The following is a 22,234-nucleotide window of genomic DNA, read 5'->3' on the forward strand; positions in this document are numbered from 1 at the left end:
TATGAAGCTGCGTCCGGCGCTTATCGCGAGTGTGATTGGAATTTACGCGCTGTCCATCGCCGCCTCGATTTATGTCGGCGTCCGTTTGGCGGGACATCTGCCGGCGCTGCTGAGCTCCGGCGGCTCGCCCTATTTCCAGATTTGGAATCGAGGCGATCGCTACTCCGAGCTTGGGAATTACGGGGCCGCGATCCGTGAGTACGACAAAATGATCGCGATGCGGCCCAACAAAGTCGAAGGCTACACGTACCGGGCGATCGCGGAGTACCATGCGGGGCTTTACGACCGATCGATTCAAGACGACACCACGGGCATCGCGCTTCTGAACCGCCGCGAAGGGATCTTAGAGCAGGGCGCGCCCGCCGGCATGACCTATCAGGATCAGCTGGAGAGCGTCCCGAATTCTCAGGCAAGACTGTATCGCAATCGCGGCGCCGTTTATGCGAAGCTTGGCGATATCACGCAGGCCACCCGCGACTTCAAGCAGGCGATCGCCCTGGAGCCAGACGAGCCGGCGTATTACGGCGCCCTGTCCTCCCTCTACCGCCGCACCCAGCAATACGGCCTCGACGCGTCGAATTGGAAAGACGCCACCGTGAACGTTCCCGACAGCGCTTACTGCTGGACATACTACGGACGGGCGCAGTATCAGCTGGGAAACATTTCGGAAGCCGTCCTGGCGAGTCTGCGCGCCATGCATTTGGACCCAAAGCTGGCGGCCCCGAAATTTAACCTGGCGCTTTGCTACGCGGTGCGCGACCAGTGGGACCTGGCCGAGCCGATTTACCGCGAGGCGATTGCGCTGGGCGACTCCCGCGCGCAGGCAAACGCCGTGAAAATGGTGCGGAACGGACGAGAAGCGCACCCCAATTCTCAGGCTCTGCGCAAGGCGGAAGCGCTGCTGGGCTCTCCTTAGGCGTTCGAGTCACGGCGCCGAATGAAGGTGCGTCAGGTTGATGGCCGAATAGATTTTTCATGTATGGCGGATGGTGGTTTGTGTTGGGGAAAGAGGAAATACGATATGAATACGCGCCCGGCGCTCATTGCGAGCGTCATCGGCATCGTTGCGATCTCCATGGCCGCGACCGCTTACGTCGGCGTGCGCGCGCTGTCATGGCTTACATCCAGCAGCGCCCTTGGCGGGGTGGGGTACTACGGGATCAATAGCGTCGCAAACAATTATGCCACTCAGGGGAATTACCCAGCCGCGATCGCCGAATATGACAAAATGATTGCAATGCGCCCGAACAAGCAGGATGGTTACATGCTGCGCGCGATGGCGGAATTTCGCGCCCATCAATTTAAGCCCGCGATTCGTGACAACACAACCGCCTTGAATCTGCTGACGACTCGCGCGGGAATTGAAGAAGTCGGCTTTAACCCGAACGCGAGCTATCAGCAAAAGCTCAACTGCGTTCCAGAGGCCCAGGCGTCTCTCTATTACAATCGCGCTGTCGTTTACGACAACCTCAACGATCTTCCGCACGCCATTGCCGACTATACGGCCGATCTCGCCATTCATCCCCATGACGCTGACGCCCACCAAAATCGCGCCTGGGCATGTCTGAAGACGAAGCAGTACGATCTGGGAATCTCGGATTGCGCCGCCAATATCGCCCGGCATCCGAAGCGCGTTGTCGATTATAGTAACCGTGGACAGCTTTACGCCGCGAAAGGCGACACTTCTCACGCGATCGCGGATTTCAATACGGCGATTGCTTTGAAACCGACCGATCCGCAGTATTACGAATTGTTATCCCAGGTCTACATGAAGACGCGGCAGTACGCGAAGGATGAGGCGAATTGGAAGATGGCGACGGAGGTTATGCCGCAGAACTCGCTTTCCTGGGGCAACTACGGATGGGCGCAGTATCAGGCCGGACATCTGCCGGCATCGATCGCCAGCAGCCAGCATGCGGTCCAGATCGATCCGAGCGCCACATTCGCGAAGGCCAATATCGCGCTCTGCTATGCGATCGCGAATCAATGGGATCAGGCGGCGCCGATCTACCGCGACGTGATCGGTCGTCATGACAAAAGCGCGGTGACGGGAGCCTTGGGCGATGTGCGGGATGCTCTCAAAACACATCCGGCTTCGCCGTCGCTGCGCAAGGCGGCGGCGCTTCTGACGGATGCTTAAGCGCCCGCAATCGCGAGGAATGCAGGAAACGCGCGATCCATCGTTGTATTGAGAGTTTCGTACGTATCCCAGTGGACGAGGGGGATTCCCTTATGTGGATGTGCGAACGCTGTCAATCGATTGTCGATGACGAAATGACGTCCTGCCCGCGCTGTGGATCGCCGCCGCTGCCGGCGGCGGCGCGGCCGCTTTCCCAAAATGCTCCGGCGGCGCCAATGTCTCCGGGCGAGTTTGCGCCGAAGTTTGGACGTCCGGTTGGGGCGGACGGCGCGGTGCAGACTTCGCCCGCCGATTCGCCGGCGCCCGTTTATCCTTCGGACGCCGGGCCTCGTCCGCCCATGAGCGCGCCTTCGCCGTCCTCGGCGGAGAAGATGGCGGTGGGCGTTGGTGTTGGCGTTCTTGTGCTGATGTTTTTGGGGCGGCTGCTAAACCCGGTGCGGCTGCTATTTGTCGCGATCGGCGTGGGCGTGATCTTCCTGGGCCATTATCTGGAGCACCGCCGCGATACTTTCCAGGCGCGCGCGATCCATGCGTCCGGGCGTGTCGTACGTCTGGATCAGGGCGGCTCCGGCGGGGATCTCTATTACTATCCAGTCGTCGATTTTGTCACGCGCGAGGGAGCGCCGACACAGTTTCGCGACACGCAGGGGTCTCGGCCGCCGTCAAACCATGTCGGAGATACGGTTGAGATCTATTACAACCCGCTGGCGCCGACGGACGCGCAGATCGATTCCCCGGTTTCCCGCTGGCTGCCGATCGGCATGTATGTGTGCGGAGCGCTGGTGGTTCTGGCGGCGATCGTGGGAAACGTCGCCCGGAACGGCGGGGATTCCGATCTGATGGGATCGTTTTGAGCGGGCGGGAACTTTCCGCCCCGTGTTTCGAAGTATTGCAGTGTGAAGTGAACGCACTTTACTTGAGGATGGAATAACTTTTGCCGACATCGAACTTTACCGATTTCCTCGCCAATATCAGCCTCGTGTGGATCGTCGGGGTCATTACGATCGCGACTGTGCTTCGTGTCGCCCTGGTGCGTCTTCCGTCGCCGGGCGCGCGCTCCACCGCCGAGTTTTTGGAATCCGGGATCATCGCGATCGGCCTGGTCTTTCTGCTGATCCGTCCCTTTTTGATCCAGGCGTTTTTTATCCCGTCCGCCTCCATGGAGCCGACGCTGCTCGGGCAGCAGGGCGCCGGGGATCATATCCTGGTCAACAAGCTCGGCAATCGTCTCCACAAGCCCCAGCGGGAGGACATCACCGTCTTCATCGCGCCGCCGGCGGCGGTGGAGGGCACATCGGAGGCGAGCTCGGGGATGCCGGTCGATTATGTGAAGCGGCTGATCGGCGCGCCGGGCGACCGGATCGAGGCGCATGAGGGTCGAGTTTATATCAACGGCACCGCGTTCAGCCACTCGGATTTGCGTCGGAAATTTCTGGAGGCGGGACTTTTCGGCCAGGAAGCCCAGCAGGAAACGGCGAACGAACCCGGTTATGACTTGCAGGCGAATTATCACCTGCGCTTCACCGACAAGGGCGTAACCGTCAACGGAACGCTCATCCCCGATTCCAAAGTCGCGGAGGTCATGACGAGCCAGCCCAGCTATCCCGTCAAGATCGTTCCCGGCTTCACGATGCGCAACGGCGTGAAGATCGACGAGCCGTTCACCGCCGAGGACCCCGATTACAACCTCAAGCTGTATAACGGGCAGTCGCTCAAGGAAGACAATAACCACTTCCGGCTAAACGGCGTGGCGATTACGCCGGAAGACTACGCGACCTACAATAGTAACCCTCCGGGGACGGTCCCGCCGCATATGTATTATATGATGGGGGACAACCGGAACGACAGCAAGGACAGCACGGAGTGGGGGCCGCTGGACGAGAACCGTATCGTCGGCAAGGCCCAGTGGATCTTCTGGCCGCTCAACCGGATCCGCGCCCTGCATTGATTTGCGTTCGGCCCTTCACAATGATGTGAAGGGCCGGTTCTGTTTTTGAACTTCGAGCCGACGCCATGAACATCGAGAGATATCTGCCCACGGATGCGCTCAGGCCGTTCGTCAAGACGATGATGATCGTCGAGAGCGAAGACGGCATGGATAGCCGGGTTCTTCCGGATACGTCGCTGGTGCTCGCCTTTCGACTCCGGGGGCGGCTGGAGCAGACGGAAGGACAATTGCCCGCTTCCAGCATTTCGGGACTGCGAAAATCGCTGCGTTTGATCGGTTACGCCCGGGACACGGCCGTGCTGTTGGTCAACTTCCGCGAAGGCGGCGCGGGGGCGTTTTTCCGTGAGCCGCTCCATGACTTATTTGGAGCGAACATCCCGCTGGACTGCCTGATTTCCCGCTCGCGAGTGGAGGAAGTCGAGGAATGCCTGACCGCGCTTCCCACAAACCGGCGGAAAATCGCCCTGGTCGAGCGTTTTCTGATCTCCGAAATGAAGATGCGCGAATCGGATCTTCTTGTGCTGGACGCCGTGCGCCGCATTCAGGCCGGCGGCGGCAGCCTGCGGATCCGGGAGCTGGCGTCGGCGCTGCATATCAGCCAGGATCCGCTGGAAAAGCGGTTTCGGCGCGCCGTCGGTGCGTCGCCCAAACAGTTCTCCTCCATCGTGCGCCTGCGCGGCGTCATCGAAGCCCGGCCTTCGGGACGCGGCCTCTCGGAAGCCGCCCACGCCGCCGGTTACTTCGACCAATCCCACTTCATCAAAGACTTCAAGACATTTACCGGACAGTCTCCCCAGGTCTTTTTCGAGGGACCGCCGCCGTGGTAGATCACTGAATTTTTACAAGGCTCGCGCCGTTCATTCCAGGTAATCTCTACTCGTTCGAAGCCGCAATGTTGGAACGAAGAAGAGAGGAAATCACGATGAACGAGTATGTTTTGCTGGTAAGAGTAGACCGCTCCGCGCTGGCGCCCGAGCAGGTTCAGGCGATCCAATCGGGATGGGGGCCGGTGCTGGAAAAGTGGGTGGCGCGCGGCCAATACGTGACGAGCAATCTTATTGTGGGCGATGGGTACGTGCTTTCCGGGCCAGACCGGGAAACGACCCAGGGCGTCGTTTCCGGCAACGGCGGCGCCGTCGTCAGCACGATCACGCTCCTGGCGGAGACGATCGAAGAGGCGATTGAGCTCGCCAAGGTCTGCCCGCCCCTCAACTTCGGCGGATCGGTGGAAGTGCGATTGCGCCAGCCTCCCGTCGTCATTCCGGGGAATTGATCCGGTCGCCCTCCGGAAAGAAAATACTCGATCAGGACGGCCGATCGGCAAAACTGCCGGTCGGCCATTTCATTTTGTTCAGCATTGCTCTTTTTGCGCCCATTTCGCAGTATAATTTCTGCATAGGCGCCGAAGCCCCCCATCGTCCACAACGCAGTACGAACCACGCAGACTACTGATTTCACATTAAGACAGGACCCGATCAAATGCATCGCACTCATGAGCCTGGGCAGGAAGCCCCGCCCGCGAGCCGGAACGGCGCGCACCCGAACCACGAAGGCATTTCCGCGCGTCGCCAGGAACGCATCGATTATATCACCCTGAAGCTGCAAGTGGCTGGGGAGCGCAGCGGCGCCGTCGGCGTGCCGCGCGAAGTCGTGGCGCACCTGCGCGAGCGCGTGCGCTTGTCGTATGGCGAACAGTCGCCGCTTACCGCGCGCGTCCAGAAGTTTCTGGATCGATATCTGTCCGATCTGGAGCTCAAGCGCCCGATCACTCTGCCGGGACTGGGCGAGAAATTCGTCCTGGACCGCAGCGGCATGGCGTCCGAACTGTCCCTGCCGGAGCGGGGCGATCTGTTTGAAAGCAATATCGTCAGCTCCTATCGACTGCTGAACGATCAGGGCGCGCTGCACAATCCCAAGAGCGACCGGCGGACCACCCAGGGCGTATTCCATGTCGCCGAGGGCGGCCTGCCGATTCCTGAGGACAAGAGCGCCGTGCCGAAGGAGACGTTCGTGCGCCTGCTGGCCTCAGCCCTGAACCCGCCGAGCGACCTGCTGCGCCTGCCGTTCACGGCGGATGACGTCGTGGGCGTCGAGACCTTCGTTTCGCTCATGCTTCGCCCGATTGTCGCGCCCTCCGTTCCCGGCGTCTCGCCGGAGCGGAAGATGGAGGTCATGTTCCTCGCTCCCGGAAACCTGACGAGCAATCTGGACTTCGTCGAGCGGATCTTCGGCAATGCGGGCGATCCGCACCTGCCGGAAAACGACGCCGGCCTGGACATCGAGCATTGGACCGGGCACACGGGCTATATCATCCTGGCCCCGCACTTGCCGACCCTGACCAAGAAGTCTCTGGGGCTGCCGCACGTTTCCGAAGCGACCGACCGCCAGAAGCGCGATCGGATGTGCTGGGAGAACGAGGAAGACCGCTACAACAACGGCGACGCTTTTAAGGTCACGGCGCGCGACGCCGAAGGCGTGATGCTGACCGTCATTGCGGACAATTACTACGGCTACTGCAAAAAAGAGGTCAAGACCCAGATCTCGTTCGCGGCGAACCTGCTCGGCATGGTCGAGGAGGAGCACGCGGGCGGCGCGATCGTCTATCCGCAGTACGATCTCGGCCGCACCTTCCGCGTTTCCACGCACCTTCCGCGCACCGAGCATTCCTATGACGACGTCGTAGAGCTTTACGGCGAGACGATCGATGTCTATCCCCAGGGCTACGCCATCGACCGCGAGTACTCCGATCTGATCTATGTCCCCGAGGATGTCACGATCGACCTGGACAGCCAGACCGTGCGCTGGGAGAGCGCCGGCGCGCCGCAGTCGCTGCCGCTGGATCCCAAGAAGACCTATATGGTGCCGTCGGGCTTCAAAGTCCGTCTGGAGAAAGATTCGGATTCGGGCCAGTGGCGTTTGATCGGCGCGTCTTCGGAAGGCACGTTCTGCCACAAGCCGAGCACCGTTTCGGGCGGCGGCAAGTCCGAAATCTCGAAATCGATCTCCGACGCCATCGTGCACGGCCCGCTCTTTATCGCGGACTTCGAAAAGGATATGGACGCCGTCGCGGAGCTGCTCGCGCGCTCCTACGGCGACCGGTTCCGCAGCGGTCCCGAGGCGAACAGCCGTCCCATCCTGAGCCCCGAGCGCTCGCTTGGCTCGGTCATCAAGCTGTTCACGCGCTCCCGCCGGCTCTACACCGACGAGTATAACGCGTGGCTGGACACGATCCCGTATCCGATCAAGCGGCTCGTGTACGCCGTGAAGCGGCTTTATCAGCCGGAGATGGGCGACAACTGGCGCGAGCACTTCAGCGTCGATGTCGTCAACGGCAGCCCCGGCAATGAGCTGCGCTTCCACGATGAGAAGCTGGTGATCCACTCCATGCGGGTCGGCTTCACCGAGGACGGCAAGTGGCGCATGTTCACCCTGCGCTCGGACTTCGTTCCCGCCGCCAAGCTTCAGCAGGAAGATGATATCTCGGCGTCGATCGTCGTTCCGTCGGCGCGTCTCGCGGGGCTGAACCCCAAATACGCCGGCCAGACCAGCTACAAGCTTATCCAGAACGCCGAGCGGCGCTTCTTCCAGCGGCCCGACGACGCCATCCATCGCGGCTATGATAAGTTCACCGAGGCGCACTTCGCGCAGCCGGACAACTTCTTCTCGAACTTCGCGCCGCTGACCGGAGCGGAAGCCTCCGCGATGCTCGCCGCGCCGATCACGTTCGCTCAGTTCACGCCGCCGATGCAGGCGGTGATCGAGCAGGCGGCCGGCAAAAGCGGCTACTTTGTTTCGTCGGCGAACCCGCGTATCGTGGACGGCAAACCGACCAAGAACCCGCGTTATTTGCAGATGCGGCCGGATCTGATCGATCAGTGGCCGGTCTATCTCTCGGCGCGCGGCGCGCGCCTGCATCGCAAGCTTCCGGTGGAGAACCCGGTGCATACGCCGGTCAACGCCGTGCTGCCCGGCCGCCGTCTGAATCCGCCGGACGCCGTCGCCGGGATCCGCTCGCTGTCGGTGTACAACCCGATCCATTACCAGGAGACGCCGGAGCTGTTCATGGAGCTGATCAGCAGTCTGACCGGCAAGTCGCCGTCCACCACTGGCGCCGGGTCCGAGGGCGCGCTGACCAAGGGGCCGTTCAACGCCCTGCCGCCGATCATCGACCTGAACAACGCGTTCGTGTCCCATGTGCTGACCGGCGTGGAGTGCTTCGTCACCGCCGCCGGATATGTCGGGCCGCACTACCGGGTGGACCACGATGTCAGCCTGCTCATCCCCGAGGTCTGGTCGCGGATGGATGTCGCCGAGCGCGATCCCAAGTACCTGATCGAGAACAACTTCCTGGAGAAGTGCGACGACTTTGAGTACGAAGGCCGCACGGTCCAAGCGAGCCGTTTGGGATATCGCATTACCGCGCACTTCGCGCGCACGTTCTTTGGGATCGTGTTCGACAATCCCAACAACGTCTTCACGCCCGAGATGCTGCGTCCCGAGACTCAGGACCTTGCGTCGGTCGTGGACGGTGTCGATAACATTGTCGAGACGCAGAAGCTGATTGCCGAGAACTACTTCGCCGACGGCAGTGTGGAGCACGCTTGCCCGCCGCTCAAGGCGCTGCTGCACATCATGCGCGACGGCGAGTACGAAGGCCGCACCGTGCAGGATCCCACGATCCGCGCGATGTTCACCCGGGACAGTCTCCTGCGCAGCAACTGGTACCACGAGCGCCTCCTGGCGCAGCAGGCGAAGGACGCGCGCCTCTGGGAGAGCCACTTGGGCGCCCTGCAAACCTTCCTCGACCAGGCGAACCCGCTCGACGCCGCTCTCAGCAGCGCGACTGCCGCCCGCCTCGAAGACGCCACGGCGACCCTGGCGCTCATTGAGAGCACCCAGTACCTGGAAGACCTGCGCGGCTCCCTCGGCGTCGACCCCTTCGTACGCGCGACGGGGTAACGACGGACAACGCAAAGCAGAAGCAGCCCACAGACGCAAGTTTGTGGGCTGCTTTTTGTTGCATCTTACGCCTGCCGAAGCGTATAATGAAGAGATATTCCGAATTCTTGCGCTTAGCGCAAGTGGCTGGCGAATGAATTCGCGCCTATAAAACGGTCGTCCGCCTTCGCGGACTTCGGAGCCTACGGCACATCAATTATGCCTTCGGCATATAACAAATGCCTGCGGCGCTTGGTCTGAACCCGCGAAGGCGGGTGACCGTACTTTTAGCCGCGAATTCATTCGCCAGGCTGAACACGCTTTAGTCTAACGGCGTAATCTTCAATGGAAATAACCCTTACGACCCCCGCGCTTCTCTTTCCCGCAATTTCTTTGCTCCTGCTTGCCTACACGAATCGGTTTCTTGCCCTGTCGGCGCTGGTGCGCGAGCTTTATGCGCGGCATAAGGCCGATCCGAAGAATCATTTATTGCGCGGGCAGATCGAGAATCTGCGCTATCGGGTGATTTTGATTCGCAATATGCAGGCGTTTGGGACGTGCAGTTTGCTGCTATGTGTCGTCTGCATGTTCGTTCTGTTTGCGGGATGGGTGATGCTGGGGAAGGTGATCTTTGGCGTGAGCCTGGTGCTGATGATTGTGTCGCTCAGCATGTCCGTGCGGGAGATCCAGGTGTCCGTCAACGCGCTGAAGCTTCAGCTGAGCGATATGGAGCATGATGAGACCTGAGGCGCGGGCGAATGCGTCGGCTGAGTCGTTAGCGCTTGATTCATGCGCTTTGCGCAAGCGGCTGGCTATTTACACCACGCGGGCGAGGAGCAGGCAGGCGTCGTCGCGCAGGACGCCGAGGGAGTAGTCCGTGGCTTCGGAGACGAGGTTGGCGGCGAGCTGGGAAAGGGATTTTGTTTGGGAGCGCGTTTCCAGCAGGCGTTTGAGGCCGTCGGTCCCGAGCATCTCCCTCCGGTTAGGGCCGGCTTCGGAGAGACCGTCGGTGTAAGCCATGAAGATATCGCCGGGGAATAAGAGCGCGTCGCGCTCGGTGTAATGCATCGTGTCGTCGACGCCCAGCGGCGTGCCGAGGGTTTTGAGTTCTTCGACATCGCCGGTGGCCGCGCGGTAGATCAGGGCCGGCTCATGGCCGCAGGACGTGTAGACCATGCGCCGCGCGGCGGCGTCGTAGACGCCGGCGAAGAGGGTGACGAAGCCGGTGAGCAGATCGTGCGCCGCGAGGATGGCGTTGAGCGTGGTCGTCGCCTGACCCACGGATGGGTTTTGGTAAAGGACGCTGCGGAGCATATTACGGACGACGGACACCTGCGCCGCCGCCGCGAGCCCCTTGCCGGAGACATCGCCGATCACGAAGGCGTACGATTGTTTGTCCAGCGCGAAGACGTCGAAGAAGTCGCCGCCAATGCTCGCTTCATGCAGGGCGGCCCGCATGAACGAAGCGACGTCGAGACCGGGGACGTGCTCCGGGGTCGCCGGCTGAAGCGCTTCCTGGAGAATGGTCGCGATCGTCCGCTCGCGTCGCTGGGACCGCGCGGCTTCCAGCGCCGCCTGCGTCTGGGCGGCGACCGTCTCCACCAGCATCACTTCGTGCTGCGACCAGCTGCGGGGCTTCTCCAGCATCGCGACGACGAGCGCGCTTTGCAGCACGCCGGGGGAGAGAGGAACACGGATGAGCGCGCGCAGCAGATTCGGCTTTCCTGTCGGCGGCTCCGACGGCTTCTGCGTGTCGCTCAAGACCTGTGTCTCTGCAAGCTTCTCGATGGATTGCTGGCTGACGAAGTAGTCGGACATTCGATATTCGCCGAGCACGGTGGAGACATGCTCCCGCCGCCACTCGCATTCGATGTTGCTCACGTCACGCTCGATGTCGTAAGTGACGTAATAGCAGTAGTCGACGTCCAGCGCTTCGGCGAGCGCCGTCACCGCGATCGTTTTGATCGCCGACGGATCCAGGGTTTCCCGGACGGCCTGTCCGATGCGATTGACGAGTGTCTCGCGCTCGTACGCCTGCGCGAGCGCGGCCTCGCTTTGCTTTCGGTCGTCAATGTTCTGAAGGATGCCTTCGACGCGCACCGGCTGGCCGGCTGCGTCAAAATAGGCGCGTCCCTTGGACAGCAGCCAGTGAACGGCGCCGTCGGGCCAGATCACCCGATACTCCACATTGATGTCCGTGTGCTGTGTCATCGCCCGGACCACGGCCTGGTCCGTGGGATCGCGGTCATCGGGGTGCACGCAGGTGAGGAAGTAATCGTAGGTCACTTCGGCGTCCGGGGGCGCGCCGATCATCGCCCGGCACGCATCCGACCACATCAAGTTGTCCGCCGCGAGGTCCCAGTGCCAGGTGCCCGTTCCGGCGCCTTCCAGGGCGAAGCGCAGGCGCGCCTCGCTCTGCGCGAGCTCCTCCTCGATCCGGTGGCGCTCCGCGCGGTTCCTTGCCTCGCTCAGCGCCCGGTCCACGGCGGGACGCAGGCGGTCCAGCCGGTGCTTCAGCACGTAATCGGTCGCGCCCCGTGTCAGGCTGTTGATGGCGTGATCTTCGCCAAGCGCGCCGGAGATCAGGATGAAGGGCGTCTCCAGGCGGCGGTCCCGCGTTTCCTGCAGGGCGGAAACGCCGTCGAATGAGGGAAGAGAGTAATCCGCGAGGATGATGTCGTACTTCGCCGCCTCCAAAGCCGTCAGGAAGCCGTCACGCGTGTCGACGCGCGTCACGCGGCACTGGTAATCGCCTTCTTCCAAAGCGGCGAGAATCAGTTCCGCGTCCAGCGGCTCATCTTCCAGATGGAGTACGGTCAGCTGCGGCATGAGAGCTTTCGTGATCGGTCCGCGACCTTAGCTTCGCACGGCGCCGGGCGGCGGTTCGTTGATGACGGCCCAGAACAGTCCGAGTTTCTTGAGCGCGCCGACAAAGTCCGTGAAGTCGACGGGCTTGACGACGTAGGCGTTGACGCCCATATCGTAGCTCGCCACGAGGTCGACTTCCTCGCGGGAGCTGGTCAGCATAACGACCGGGATCGACTTCATCGCCGGATCGCTCTTGAGCTTCTTGAGCACTTCAAGGCCATCGACCTTGGGCAGCTTGAGATCGAGCAGCACGACCGCCGGGTGCCCCTCGGCGCGCATCTTGTAGACGCCGCGCCGGTAGAGGTAATCAAGGGCTTCTTCGCCGTCGCGCGCCACCACCACTTCGTTCGCCAGATGGTTCTCCTCCAGCGCGGCGAAGGTCAATTCAATATCGTTCGCATTGTCTTCCACGAGAAGGATGCGCTTCAGTTCCGCCATCGTTAATTCTCCTTGACCGTATTCGGGAGTGAAAATGAGAAGGTCGCGCCCTCGCCGAGCCGCCCCTCCGCCCAGGCCCGCCCGCCGTGCCGGCTGACGATGCGCCGGATCTGCGCCAGGCCGATGCCCGTTCCCTCGAACTCTTCCTTGCCGTGCAGGCGCTGGAACACGCCGAACAGCTTATCGACATAACGCATATCGAAGCCCACGCCATTGTCGGCGATATGAAAGATCGTCTCCGCCGGCGTCGTCTCGCCCCGGATCTCGATCACGGCGCGCTCGCGCGTTTTGGAATACTTGATGGCGTTGCCGATCAGGTTCTGCCAAACCAGGCGCAGCATGGCGGGATCGCCGGTCACCGGCGGCAGCGGCGCGATCTTCCATTCGATGTCGCGTCCTTCGGTCTCGATCTCCATTTGACGGCGCACATCCTCAACGATTTGTTCCATGTTCGCCGCCGAAAAACGCATCTCGGCGCGGCCCATGCGCGAAAATGTCAGCAGATCGTCCACGAGGTTGCCCGCGTGCGCCGCCGATTCTCGAATCGTCTTGATATAGCGCTGCGAGCTGGCGTCCAGCTGATCCGCCGATTTCTTTTGCAGCAGGTCCGCGAAGCCGCTGATGTGCCGGAGCGGCGCGCGCAGATCGTGCGAAACGGAGTAGGAGAACGCCTCCAGTTCTTTGTTCGCTTCCTGAAGGAGCGCGGTCCGCTCCTCCACGCGCTGCTCCAGCTCGGCGTTGGCCGCCCGCACTTCCCGTTCGGCGCTTCGTCGTTCGGCGAGATATTTGTTGACGTACCCCGTGGCGACCGCGACCAGCATCAGCGCGATGCAAAACCCGCCGCCGACCCACAGCAGCGCGCGCTCCCCAGCAATCTCCGCGCTCCGGGTCCGCGCTCCCAATTGGCTGCGCTCCTCGGAGAGCATCTCGCGCGTCGTCGCGCGGATCTGGTCCATCAGGTCCTTGCCGCGATTGCTGCGCACTTCCGCCAGCGCGGCGGCGGAGTTTGAGGATTGCTGCAATTCGATCGTTTGCCGCAGCTCCGCCAGTTTCTCTGCGCTGAGCGTTTCCAGCGTCTCCAGCCGGCGCTCCTGGGCGGCGTCGCCCTTCACGAGCAGCCGCAGCTGCTCGATATGCTGCTGAAGCGAGGCCGTTCCGGATTGATAGGGGGCGAGATACTGTGGGTCGTTGGTCAGCAAAAATCCGCGCTGCCCGGTTTCGGCGTCCTTGAGGTCCGACAGGACAGAGCGGGTCGTGTCCACCACCGCGAAGCTATGGTTGATATCACGGTCGTTCGCCAGGAAGCGCTGGGTGGAGGTGTAGGAGAGGAGTCCGATCATCGCCAAAACCACCAGGGTCAGCGCCAGGCTGACCGTTGCGGCTTTGTCTGAGGCTTGGCGTAGTGGCGTGGTGTCGGAACTCATAAAGGATATGCGCGGGACCGACGGTCTTTCCCGGCCATTATCCCGTTAGCATACCCGGAAAGCCGATGGCCCGGCAAGCATTTCCTGAGTATTCGCCCGGAAGTTTCTTGTGGCGTGCGTATCCGCATGCGCCGGCGAAATCTATATCGATTGTTTCTATGCTTGTCTGCTTAAAATCACCGGCAGACAGAGGAGATAGAGCGCTGCTCCTCCCATCCAGACCAGCCCGGGAAACGTGGCGCGCGATGCGAAATAGACCGTGCTGATCAGCAGCGGTCCGACGATTGAGGCAAGGCTTGTCATGCTGCTCAGTACTCCCTGTAAGCGTCCCTGATGATCATCTCCCACTTGCCCTGAGAGCAGGGACTGCAAGGACGGCGCGCCAATCCCTCCCAGGCAGAACAGCGGCAGCAGCAGAAAGGCCATCCAGCCCTGAGTCGCGAGCGCGATCAGCACATACGCCGTGCTGTCCGCGGCGATGCCGATCAGAAGCGCCTTACGCTCACCCCAGCGTTCGGCGGCAGAGCCCGAGATAAACGCCTGGACAAGCGTGTGAAATAGTCCAAAGCCGGCCAGCGAAAGGCCGATTGTCAGCGAATTCCAGGCAAATCTGTCCACGCCATACAGCACCCAGATCGTCCCTCCGACTTCGCCCACAAGCCCGAACACGACATACGCTCCCAGAAGCGGCAGCAGAGCCGGAAAGGTAAACGCCCAGCGCAGCGGCGTCAGCGGATTGAACGCTCCCGATGCGCCCGCGCCGCTATCGGCCTGCCGGGATTCGCGCAGCACGAACAGCGCCAGCAATAGATTGAGACCGTTGAGGCCCGCCGCCGCTAAAAATGGCGCTCGAACCCAGATCTCTCCCAGCAGACCGCCGATCACCGGCCCGGCGATAAAGCCCAAGCCGAAACATGCCGATAATTGGCCGAAGCGCCTTGTCCGCTGATCTTCGGGCGTAATGTCCGTGACATAAGCCGACGCCACCGCCATGCTTGCGCCCGTAATTCCGGAGATCGCTCGACCGAGAAATAATAGCGGCAGAGACGGCGCCAGCGCCATAAACAGATAGTCGATGAATGCGCCCGACAGCGACAGCAGCAGCACCGGTCGTCTGCCCACGCGGTCGCTCAAGGCGCCCAGGATCGGCGAGAAGATAAACTGCATCAGCGCATACATGGAGAGAAAAGCCCCAAAGCGCCAGCCAAGCTGACTTGTATGCCCGACATCACGCAGGAGTCTCGGAATAATCGGCATCGTCAAACCGATCCCCATCGCATCCAGCGTCACCGTCGCCAGCACTGCCGCCAACGCCTTTTTCATCACAAAACCCTTTTTCGCACATCGTCCGCGCGCACATCGTAAACGCGCTCCCAAGGCGTCATCAATCGATCCCGCCGCTCGGCGACCGCGTTTCCGCTTTGCTCGTGGACAAAATCCGTAATATCCTCGATCCCAACGACCCAGTCGTCCACATAACGCGCCAGTGTGTCTCCCCGCAAGCCCAGCTGCACCGCCCGCCGCTCCAGCTTTTCGCCCATCGGTCCATGGTCTGGATCCCACTGCATCACCACATCCGAATCCCGAGACGCCGTCCGCCACTGCTCCTCATTCTCGTAAACCCCCTCCACATAAGCCGAGTGCACAGCATGCGCCAGGATCTCCTCAAACCCCTCCCGAGTCAGTCGAATCGCCAGCACCCGCTCCTGCCTCTCCTTCGTCGCCCACCCACAGCGATACATCATCCAAAGAAAATTCGGCTTGATCCAGGTCATCCGGTCCCGTTTAAACCCGCCGCCCAGCCGTCCCCGCGCCGCCGCATAACGCGCGATCGACGGCGTGTACGCCTGATAAACAACGATCGAATCCTCGTCGTACTGCGCCATGATATGGCGCCCGGAAGCGGGCCACGCGCCCGCCTGTTCTCGATAGGGTTTGGTGATTAATGGCATATCGTTCTTTATCGTCATGCGGCGGGCGATTGCTCAGCGGTGAGGCGTTTCTCGATAGTGGCGGGAGTGAATTGTGCTCGGCCAGGTACACTTATTCAAGCGCAAAAGCTTAAGTTTGCGAAGTAGAGCAGGCGAAACCGGCTGCCGGTCACGCGTCTGGTGATTCATCTCTTAATAGGAACAACCATGGAGCTTCGCGCAATTTTGACGCCGCCACTGTTCTACGAAGATCAGGCTCGGCGTCTGATCGGTCTCGCGGACGAAATTATCGCTCATCTCAGCGCTGGGAGAAACCCGGACAAACTCATTGAGACGTTCAATGAGCTGTCGGCGGGCAGCTACGGGGAGCGCGATTTTCATGGCGTCGCCGAGGGTGAGGGCGTGAGGGAATTCATTCGTGAGGTCCTTACGCCGGGCGCGCCATGGGTGATGGATATCTCCCGCGAAGAATATTTGGAGATCATACGCCGCATCGCCAGCGCGGATTACGATGATGCTCAGACGCTGTACTGGCTGGACCTGCTGAATCGCAACCTGTCGCACCCCGCGATTTCTGATGTCATCTTCCGAGAAGGCAATACGACCGAAGAGGCGCTGGATAAGATGCAGACGCACAAGCCGATTGCGCTCTGAAGTTCTTGCGGCGACCATGCTTGACATCTGAACGGTCACATGCTAAACTTTTTTGGTTACTGAGGTCAGTAGTATCAACCACGGCGCCAAGCACGACAAATGACGGCTGAACTGTTTGTTGTAAAACAATCATGCTCCGAAAGGTTTTTATGATGATCCATCCCAAGCGCTTCGGCGCTGCGCTCGCCCTGACGGCGGGCGCGTTTTTGTGCGCCCTTCATCCCGCGCACGCCCAAACCACGGTCTTCAGCTCCTTTGGACCGGGAAACACGTTTAATGCGGGCGCCGGCTTTTATGAGTCGGTCAACGACAGTCAAGGCGCGGAATTTACGGTTTCCACGTCGGGGCAGCTCGCTTCCGTGACGGTCGCCGTCAGTAACATCTCCGGGACGAACGGCGCCCATTTCTATCTTACCGACAGCGCCGCCAATCTTGGGAATACGGGCGCCGCCCTGGAGAGCTTTACGTTTACCCATTTGACTCCTCTGGGGACGTCCTTTACTCCGCTCGTCAGCCTTTCCAGCCAGCATCCATTTCTGACCACGGGCCAAACCTATTACCTTTACGAATACGAAACCGGCGATTCCGTGAACGCGTTCGATCTCAATACCGCCGGGGTGAGCGGAACCTCCTGGAGCAGTATCGATGGGGGCGCTTATACGTCCGGCACAGGGAGCGACTTTCCCGCCTTCAGTGTCCAGATCGCCGCCGCTGCTGTTCCGGAGCCGTCCACGCTCGCCGTGCTGGCCGTCGCCGGCCTGGGACTCGGACTGCTGATGTTCAAGAGCCGCACGCGCAAGACCGCGTGACCGCTCGGCGTACTGAGATGGGGCGCAGGCATCACGCCTGCGCCCATTTTTTGTCTGGAGCGTGGCTCGAAAACAGGCATACAAGAGCAAGGCGCGATTGCAACAAAGATACGCCGCGTGTGTCTCGAACTCGTGAGCGGCGACGGATGCAGGCGCTTTAACGCACGAAGTAATGCCAGGTGTATTTCAAATCCAGGCACTGCTTGGGCGTCATCTTCACCGTCCAGCTGGCTTTGCCAATTCCATTGAAGTGATTCCACCATTCCTGGCTGCTGATCGGCGGCGCGTCTTCGCTGTCGAGGGTGCTGAGTTGTTCGACTTTGCCGGGAGCGCTCGCCGTATCCAGCATGCCGAGCACCTGCCTTGTGACCTCCAGGTTGATCTCCTGATTTTCGTAGTTGGTGATGGTCAGCATGCCGGCGATGTCCACGCGGTCGTAGCTGACGCCCGCCCAGGTCGCGGCGTTGGCTGTGCGCTTGGCTTCCTTGCTGTTTTTGAAGACTTTGACGTTGATCGCCGGCGTCAGCGGCAGGTCGGTCGTTCCGCCGATAGCGGCGTAGGACATGAGGCCCTGCGCGATCAGGCGTCCATCGCGCAGCACCAGCGCGGGCGCGGTGGTGAGCGGCGCGTTGTTGCTGTTGACGAGGCGGATCTTGTGCATGACCGGAGAGGCGTCCACCAGTTTCGGCTCATTATTATTTCCGTAGTTGTTGAAGCCGTAGTTGCTGTTGAGGTAGGGGCGCACCTCCAGCGGCGGAACGGCGGGGAGATCGAGTGTGTAAACGTCGGAGTAGGGGATGGTGTAATCGCTGATCGGGACGACCATGCGCTCGCCCTTTTTCAGCGTGATATGCGAGACGGTGAAGACAAAGAGGTCTTCATTCCCCGCCGCGCCCGTGACGGCGGGACCCGACGGCTCCGCCTGGCTTGCGTCTGAGACAGCGCGATAGGCGCTCTGTGAGGCGAGAGCATTGGAGAACGCGTAGCCCATACGCGCGCCGCCGCTTGGACTGAAGAGGGGCGAGAGCTTGGCGGCGGTATCCTGAAGGGCGATGGGATCGACGCTGCCGGCCATCGCAAAGGTGGGCGCGCCGATGACGAGGTTGACGGTGACGTCGTTCAAGTCGATCATCTCGTTCGCGAGCGTCGCTTCCAGCTGGACATGCGCGCGCCCCTTGCCGTCCAGATCGATCTTGTAACTGGGCAGCCACCGGATACCTTTCTCCAGGTAAACCATGCCGACCTGCGCTTTATCCGCGTGGCCGCCGCTCCAGCTGAGATGCATCGTGAGACTGCGCCGCTCGATGTCGTCGCTCACTTCCGGATGAAAATCGCCTTTGAACGACACGCTCTGGATCCGATCGATCGGAAACGCCAGCGTTCCTCCGGCGGCCTGCTTCAACAGGACGATCGACGGCGTTAAGGGCGGGGGAAGAATACGCTCACCGGAGATATTGTCGCTCATCGGCTCTGGCCGTGGGGCGTGGGGGATGCCGATCACGACGGCGTCGAACGTGTTATTGCTCGTGTCGGTGATCTGGACGCTCGCGCCGGGGTTGGCGTCGAGCATCTCCCGAATCGTCGTGGCTGTGCGCGCCGTCGTGGCGGGGCGCTCGCTGGCGACCACCGAAGTCAGCTTGACGTGCGTGTCGCCGGAGTAGGGCCAGAACGTTCCCAGCACCGGGATGGGAAGCTCGTCGAGCGCCACGTTGCCGGCTACGTCCGTCGCCGCCGATCCCTCGCGCAGCAAAAACGCATGCCCGTCTTTGAAGACGGTGATTTCCCGAACGGGAAGTTTCGTGAGCGGTGTCGCCTCCGGAGCCGCCGCGAGGCTGGGCGCGCAGAGGACGGCGCAGAGTGTCAGGCATTGCAGGAATGAGTGCTTGATCATGGGTTTCTCTCCTGAAAATCGTCTCCGCCGGGGCGTCGGCGAAGACGGCTGTTGGCGTCTCTGACCCTTGCGCCGCTTTGTTCCTTCATGAAACGCCTGCAAGGCCGCGTCCGGCGGGAAACATGCTTCTTCGCCGTGTAAGGTATCATCCATATGATATGCGCTTCGGGCGCAGCAACACTGGATTGCTGGAGAGTGTTATGACCATCCGATATTTGCTGCTTGCAATCTGTCTTGTGCTTGCCCCGGTCTCGATCCGCGCGGATGCGGGCGACGGGTCGCCGCCCGCCAGCGCCCAGGCGGCCGCTGAAGAGAAGTTCCAGGCCGGAGTCGCGCTTCAAAAGCAGGGAATGTCCTCGCAGGCGATCTCGCTGTTTCAGGACGCCATCACCCTGGCGCCGGATATGGCGGAGGCGCATGCGAGCCTGGGCCAGGCGCTCGCCGACGCGGGAAGCCCCACCCAGGCCGAAACCGAGCTGCGCACGGCGATCCGCCTGAACCCCGGCGATGGAGAATACCACCGCGCGCTCGGCGCCGTTCTTATCGACTCCGGACATCTGCCGGAAGCGATCGATGAGCTCAAGCTGGCCGCCCACGCCCTGCCCAAAGACGGGGCCGCGCGCGCCGGACTTGGCCGCGCGCTGGCGCGCCAGGGCGATTACGACGGCGCCACGATCCAACTGCGCGAAGCCATCAAACTGGACCCGAAGAACGCCGACGCCCATTTCGATCTCGGCAACGTCTATAGCGCCCAGGAATACTACGAAGAAGCGATGACGGAGTACCGCGCCGCGCTCAAACTCAAGCCTTCGAATATTATCATCCGGGACACCATTGGCAACGTGCTCGCCCTGCAAGGCGAATACCACGAAGCCATCGCCATCCACCGCCAGACCGTCAAAGCCGCGCCCGACTACGCCGCCGGCCACTACCACCTCGGCAGCACCCTGCTCTGCGTCTGGCGCGTCCAGGAAGCCATCCCCGAACTGCGCGCCGCCCTCCGCCTCGACCCCGACCTCCTGCGCGCCCGCCTCAATCTCGGCCAGGCGCTCTACTTGCTCGGCAAGAAAAAAGACGCCCGCGCCGAATGGACAACCGTCGCGGCGCAGGGGACGGGACAAATTAAAGACCAAGCGGAGACTTTTTTGAAAGAAAAGAAGTAAAACACGAATTCCGCGATATGATAATGAATATGCATCGCGAGATAACAGCGCCATGAAGATACAAATCAAATCGCTACGCGCCGTCAACATCGGCCCGCTCAAAGACGTCACCCTGGACTTCACCGATTCCAGCGGCGCCCCCCGCCAAAACACCCTCCTTGGCGGCGCCAATGGCAACGGCAAAACCACGGTGCTGGAGTTGATTTTTGGTCTGGCGGAAAGTCTGGATCCAGCTGTGACCTATAAGAACGCTACTCTTCTAAAACGCGTTCGGGATACAGCTGATCAGTACGCACAGCTTGATTTGGTTATTGACGGCGAGCCGTTTAGTGTGTTTTATGGGGAAAAGCCTTATGACGCACAGTTGCCTTTGCAGTATATTGGTGAAGAGACTGAAGGGCATCTTTGGCTAAAAGATAATCCTCATACTCGCTATGGGGATAGTGAGCAAGGAAATAACTTAGATAGTCTGAATCGATATTTCTATTTGCGACAAGAAATAGAACGATCCAATAATAAGCTGTTAACATTTGCCCGTGGAGAAAGAACAAAGGCGGCGGGAGTGTTGAATCTGCCAACATTTCTCTATTTTCCCCATAGTCGCCAACTGATACCGAGCCAAGGCGAAAATGTTCAGCGCGAAGAGACACATTTTGAATGGGCTCATCGTTATGAAACGATTGCGACATTTTCAGGATCACTTAGTAGCTATTTAATTTGGCTGGAATATGCGGAGCCGGAAGAGTTTCGTATGGTCGCAGATTTTCTCAGCGAACAATTTCAAGGGAAGCTCTTTGGGGTTAATCGAAGAGAGTTGAAGGCGATTGTCACTTTGAGTAGCGGCCAAGTCCATAATGTCGAAGATTTGAGTTCTGGTGAGCAGAATTTACTCATATTACTCTTGGAGCTTCGTCGTCGCCTTTTGCCGGACAGTATTGTGATGATAGACGAAATTGAGAATAGCCTACACCCTGCATTTCAATACAAGATTGGTTTGGCGTTGAAGAAGTTGCAGGAAGAAATTCCGTTCCAATTGATCGTAACTTCTCATGCGCCCGCGTTCTTGGAAATCATTGGGGCGGAAAATACGTTATTACTACCTGACCCGCAAATTTATGACACGGATCATCAAGCCGCAGCCTGAAACTGCTCCTGACATATATGAAACCGGTAACCGGATTGTTGTTCTGGTGGAGGGCAAAGATGATGTTACCGTTTTCAAGAAACTGTTCTTTGATCGTCTCTCGGAAATTGCGTTCCGGGCAGTCGGCGGTGATAAGAACCTGGAAGGCGAGATCGAACTGCTACGGGGTGAGAAGCTGCCTGGCAAAGTGTTTGGTATTCGAGACCGAGACTTTCGCAGCGATGAAGAGGTAAAGGCATCTCTGGACGAACCGGATTCGATACTCTTTACGTTGGGTAGATACTGCATCGAGAATTATCTGCTGGAGCCGAGGGCGGTTTTGCAGGTGCTGGACGATGTATTGAATGAGAGTTGTCCGTGGTCTTCCGTGGAAGAAACCGATGCGTTCTTGTTACAGCTTTGCTCGGAGTTGTGCCTGATGATGGCGGCGAATTGGGTTTTGCGTGAGGCTGGTCTCTATGCCCGCAGCTTCACCCTTGGCGATCAGGCGAGCGAGAAGGAAGTCATTGTTGAGCGAACAGCACGGCATCTCGGGAAGTTGAGACCTGAAACTCGGATAGCAATCGAAGAGAAAGAATCGAGTATTTTGGAGCGGCTGCATTCGATCGATACAGCCTACACGCGCATCAATGGAAAGCATTTGCTGCATCGTCTCCACCTCGGCGCCATGGAAATCGGTTTGGGCGTCCAGAAAACGTCGTTTTTTAACCTGCTGCTCGCACAGATCAAGCAGCAAAATCTCATCCACGCGGATTTGCGCGAAATTGTCGAGCAAAAAATATTAGCTGGGAGTTGAAGGCGGCAAACGTTGCATATGTCAAAGAGTGTATAGAACTCGCTCATTTAGGACTGTGCATGCCGGTGATTATGATAGGGCCAAATGGTG

Annotated in this window: 19 protein-coding genes; 13 read left to right on the forward strand and 6 right to left on the reverse strand. The window is 60.3% G+C overall.

The features are described 5' to 3' along the window. Position 1: 1 nt before the first annotated feature. From D5261_RS10310 to D5261_RS10345, 8 genes are all read left to right on the forward strand, one after another. Complete coding sequence (locus D5261_RS10310) at positions 2–916, forward strand: tetratricopeptide repeat protein (RefSeq protein ID WP_119323729.1); 915 nt, start codon at positions 2–4, stop codon at positions 914–916. A 105-nt stretch (positions 917–1,021) separates the two neighbouring features. After that, complete coding sequence (locus D5261_RS10315) at positions 1,022–2,140, forward strand: tetratricopeptide repeat protein (protein ID WP_165864499.1); 1,119 nt, start codon at positions 1,022–1,024, stop codon at positions 2,138–2,140. Between the two features lie 92 nt (positions 2,141–2,232). Next, entirely contained in the window at positions 2,233–2,994 is a 762-nt protein-coding gene (locus D5261_RS10320; protein WP_119323727.1) for a DUF3592 domain-containing protein, read from the forward strand. Positions 2,995–3,074: 80 nt separating this feature from the next. Beyond that, complete coding sequence (gene lepB, locus D5261_RS10325; RefSeq protein WP_119323726.1) at positions 3,075–4,088, forward strand: signal peptidase I; 1,014 nt, start codon at positions 3,075–3,077, stop codon at positions 4,086–4,088. 65 nt (positions 4,089–4,153) lie between these two features. Next, positions 4,154–4,915, forward strand: a complete 762-nt coding sequence (locus D5261_RS10330; RefSeq protein WP_119323725.1) for an AraC family transcriptional regulator — start codon at positions 4,154–4,156, stop codon at positions 4,913–4,915. A 95-nt stretch (positions 4,916–5,010) separates the two neighbouring features. Beyond that, the gene (locus D5261_RS10335; protein WP_119323724.1) at positions 5,011–5,361 is read left to right on the forward strand and encodes a YciI family protein; all 351 of its coding nucleotides are present in this window, start codon (positions 5,011–5,013) and stop codon (positions 5,359–5,361) included. A gap of 206 nt (positions 5,362–5,567) precedes the next feature. Then, positions 5,568–9,047, forward strand: coding sequence for a PPi-type phosphoenolpyruvate carboxykinase family protein (locus tag D5261_RS10340; protein ID WP_119323723.1), 3,480 nt, complete (start codon positions 5,568–5,570; stop codon positions 9,045–9,047). Between the two features lie 324 nt (positions 9,048–9,371). Continuing rightward, positions 9,372–9,773 carry a DUF2721 domain-containing protein gene (locus tag D5261_RS10345; protein ID WP_119323722.1) on the forward strand — a complete coding sequence of 134 codons (402 nt, stop codon included), beginning with the start codon at positions 9,372–9,374 and terminating at the stop codon, positions 9,771–9,773. 69 nt (positions 9,774–9,842) lie between these two features. Here the strand turns inward: D5261_RS10345 and D5261_RS10350 are convergent, their stop codons facing one another. From D5261_RS10350 to D5261_RS10370, 5 genes are all read right to left on the reverse strand, one after another. Next, on the reverse strand, positions 9,843–11,855 hold the full coding sequence (locus D5261_RS10350) for a SpoIIE family protein phosphatase (RefSeq protein WP_119323721.1): 2,013 nt from the start codon (positions 11,853–11,855) through the stop codon (positions 9,843–9,845). 27 nt (positions 11,856–11,882) lie between these two features. After that, a complete protein-coding gene (locus D5261_RS10355) occupies positions 11,883–12,332 on the reverse strand; it encodes a response regulator (protein ID WP_119323720.1) in 450 nt (149 codons plus the stop codon). A 2-nt stretch (positions 12,333–12,334) separates the two neighbouring features. After that, positions 12,335–13,756, reverse strand: coding sequence for a sensor histidine kinase (locus D5261_RS10360; protein WP_119323719.1), 1,422 nt, complete (start codon positions 13,754–13,756; stop codon positions 12,335–12,337). 156 nt (positions 13,757–13,912) lie between these two features. Next, positions 13,913–15,079 (reverse strand): Tet(A)/Tet(B)/Tet(C) family tetracycline efflux MFS transporter, encoded by a 1,167-nt coding sequence (gene tet, locus D5261_RS10365; RefSeq protein ID WP_119323718.1) that lies wholly within the window; start codon positions 15,077–15,079, stop codon positions 13,913–13,915. After that, on the reverse strand, positions 15,079–15,708 hold the full coding sequence (locus D5261_RS10370) for a DUF4291 domain-containing protein (protein ID WP_119323794.1): 630 nt from the start codon (positions 15,706–15,708) through the stop codon (positions 15,079–15,081). Before D5261_RS10370 ends, tet begins: the two co-directional genes overlap by 1 nt. 186 nt (positions 15,709–15,894) lie before the next feature. Here D5261_RS10370 and D5261_RS10375 point away from each other — a divergent pair, with 186 nt between their 5' ends. Both D5261_RS10375 and D5261_RS10380 read left to right on the forward strand, forming a co-directional pair. Further along, on the forward strand, positions 15,895–16,341 hold the full coding sequence (locus D5261_RS10375) for a bacteriocin immunity protein (protein WP_119323717.1): 447 nt from the start codon (positions 15,895–15,897) through the stop codon (positions 16,339–16,341). A 149-nt stretch (positions 16,342–16,490) separates the two neighbouring features. Continuing rightward, entirely contained in the window at positions 16,491–17,150 is a 660-nt protein-coding gene (locus D5261_RS10380; protein WP_165864498.1) for a PEP-CTERM sorting domain-containing protein, read from the forward strand. A gap of 157 nt (positions 17,151–17,307) precedes the next feature. On the opposite strand, the gene D5261_RS10385 is transcribed toward D5261_RS10380, so the two are convergent. Further along, complete coding sequence (locus D5261_RS10385) at positions 17,308–19,041, reverse strand: hypothetical protein (protein WP_119323715.1); 1,734 nt, start codon at positions 19,039–19,041, stop codon at positions 17,308–17,310. A gap of 200 nt (positions 19,042–19,241) precedes the next feature. Here D5261_RS10385 and D5261_RS10390 point away from each other — a divergent pair, with 200 nt between their 5' ends. From D5261_RS10390 to D5261_RS10400, 3 genes are read left to right on the forward strand one after another with little or no spacing between them, the layout of a single operon-like run. Beyond that, complete coding sequence (locus tag D5261_RS10390; RefSeq protein ID WP_165864497.1) at positions 19,242–20,204, forward strand: tetratricopeptide repeat protein; 963 nt, start codon at positions 19,242–19,244, stop codon at positions 20,202–20,204. A gap of 52 nt (positions 20,205–20,256) precedes the next feature. Beyond that, positions 20,257–21,348, forward strand: coding sequence for an AAA family ATPase (locus D5261_RS10395; protein ID WP_119323713.1), 1,092 nt, complete (start codon positions 20,257–20,259; stop codon positions 21,346–21,348). Beyond that, positions 21,320–22,144 carry a DUF4435 domain-containing protein gene (locus D5261_RS10400; RefSeq protein WP_165864496.1) on the forward strand — a complete coding sequence of 275 codons (825 nt, stop codon included), beginning with the start codon at positions 21,320–21,322 and terminating at the stop codon, positions 22,142–22,144. The genes D5261_RS10395 and D5261_RS10400 overlap by 29 nt, the downstream gene beginning before the upstream one ends. Positions 22,145–22,234 lie beyond the last annotated feature (90 nt).

This window comes from Capsulimonas corticalis, assembly GCF_003574315.2.
GTDB classification, from domain to species: domain Bacteria; phylum Armatimonadota; class Armatimonadia; order Armatimonadales; family Capsulimonadaceae; genus Capsulimonas; species Capsulimonas corticalis.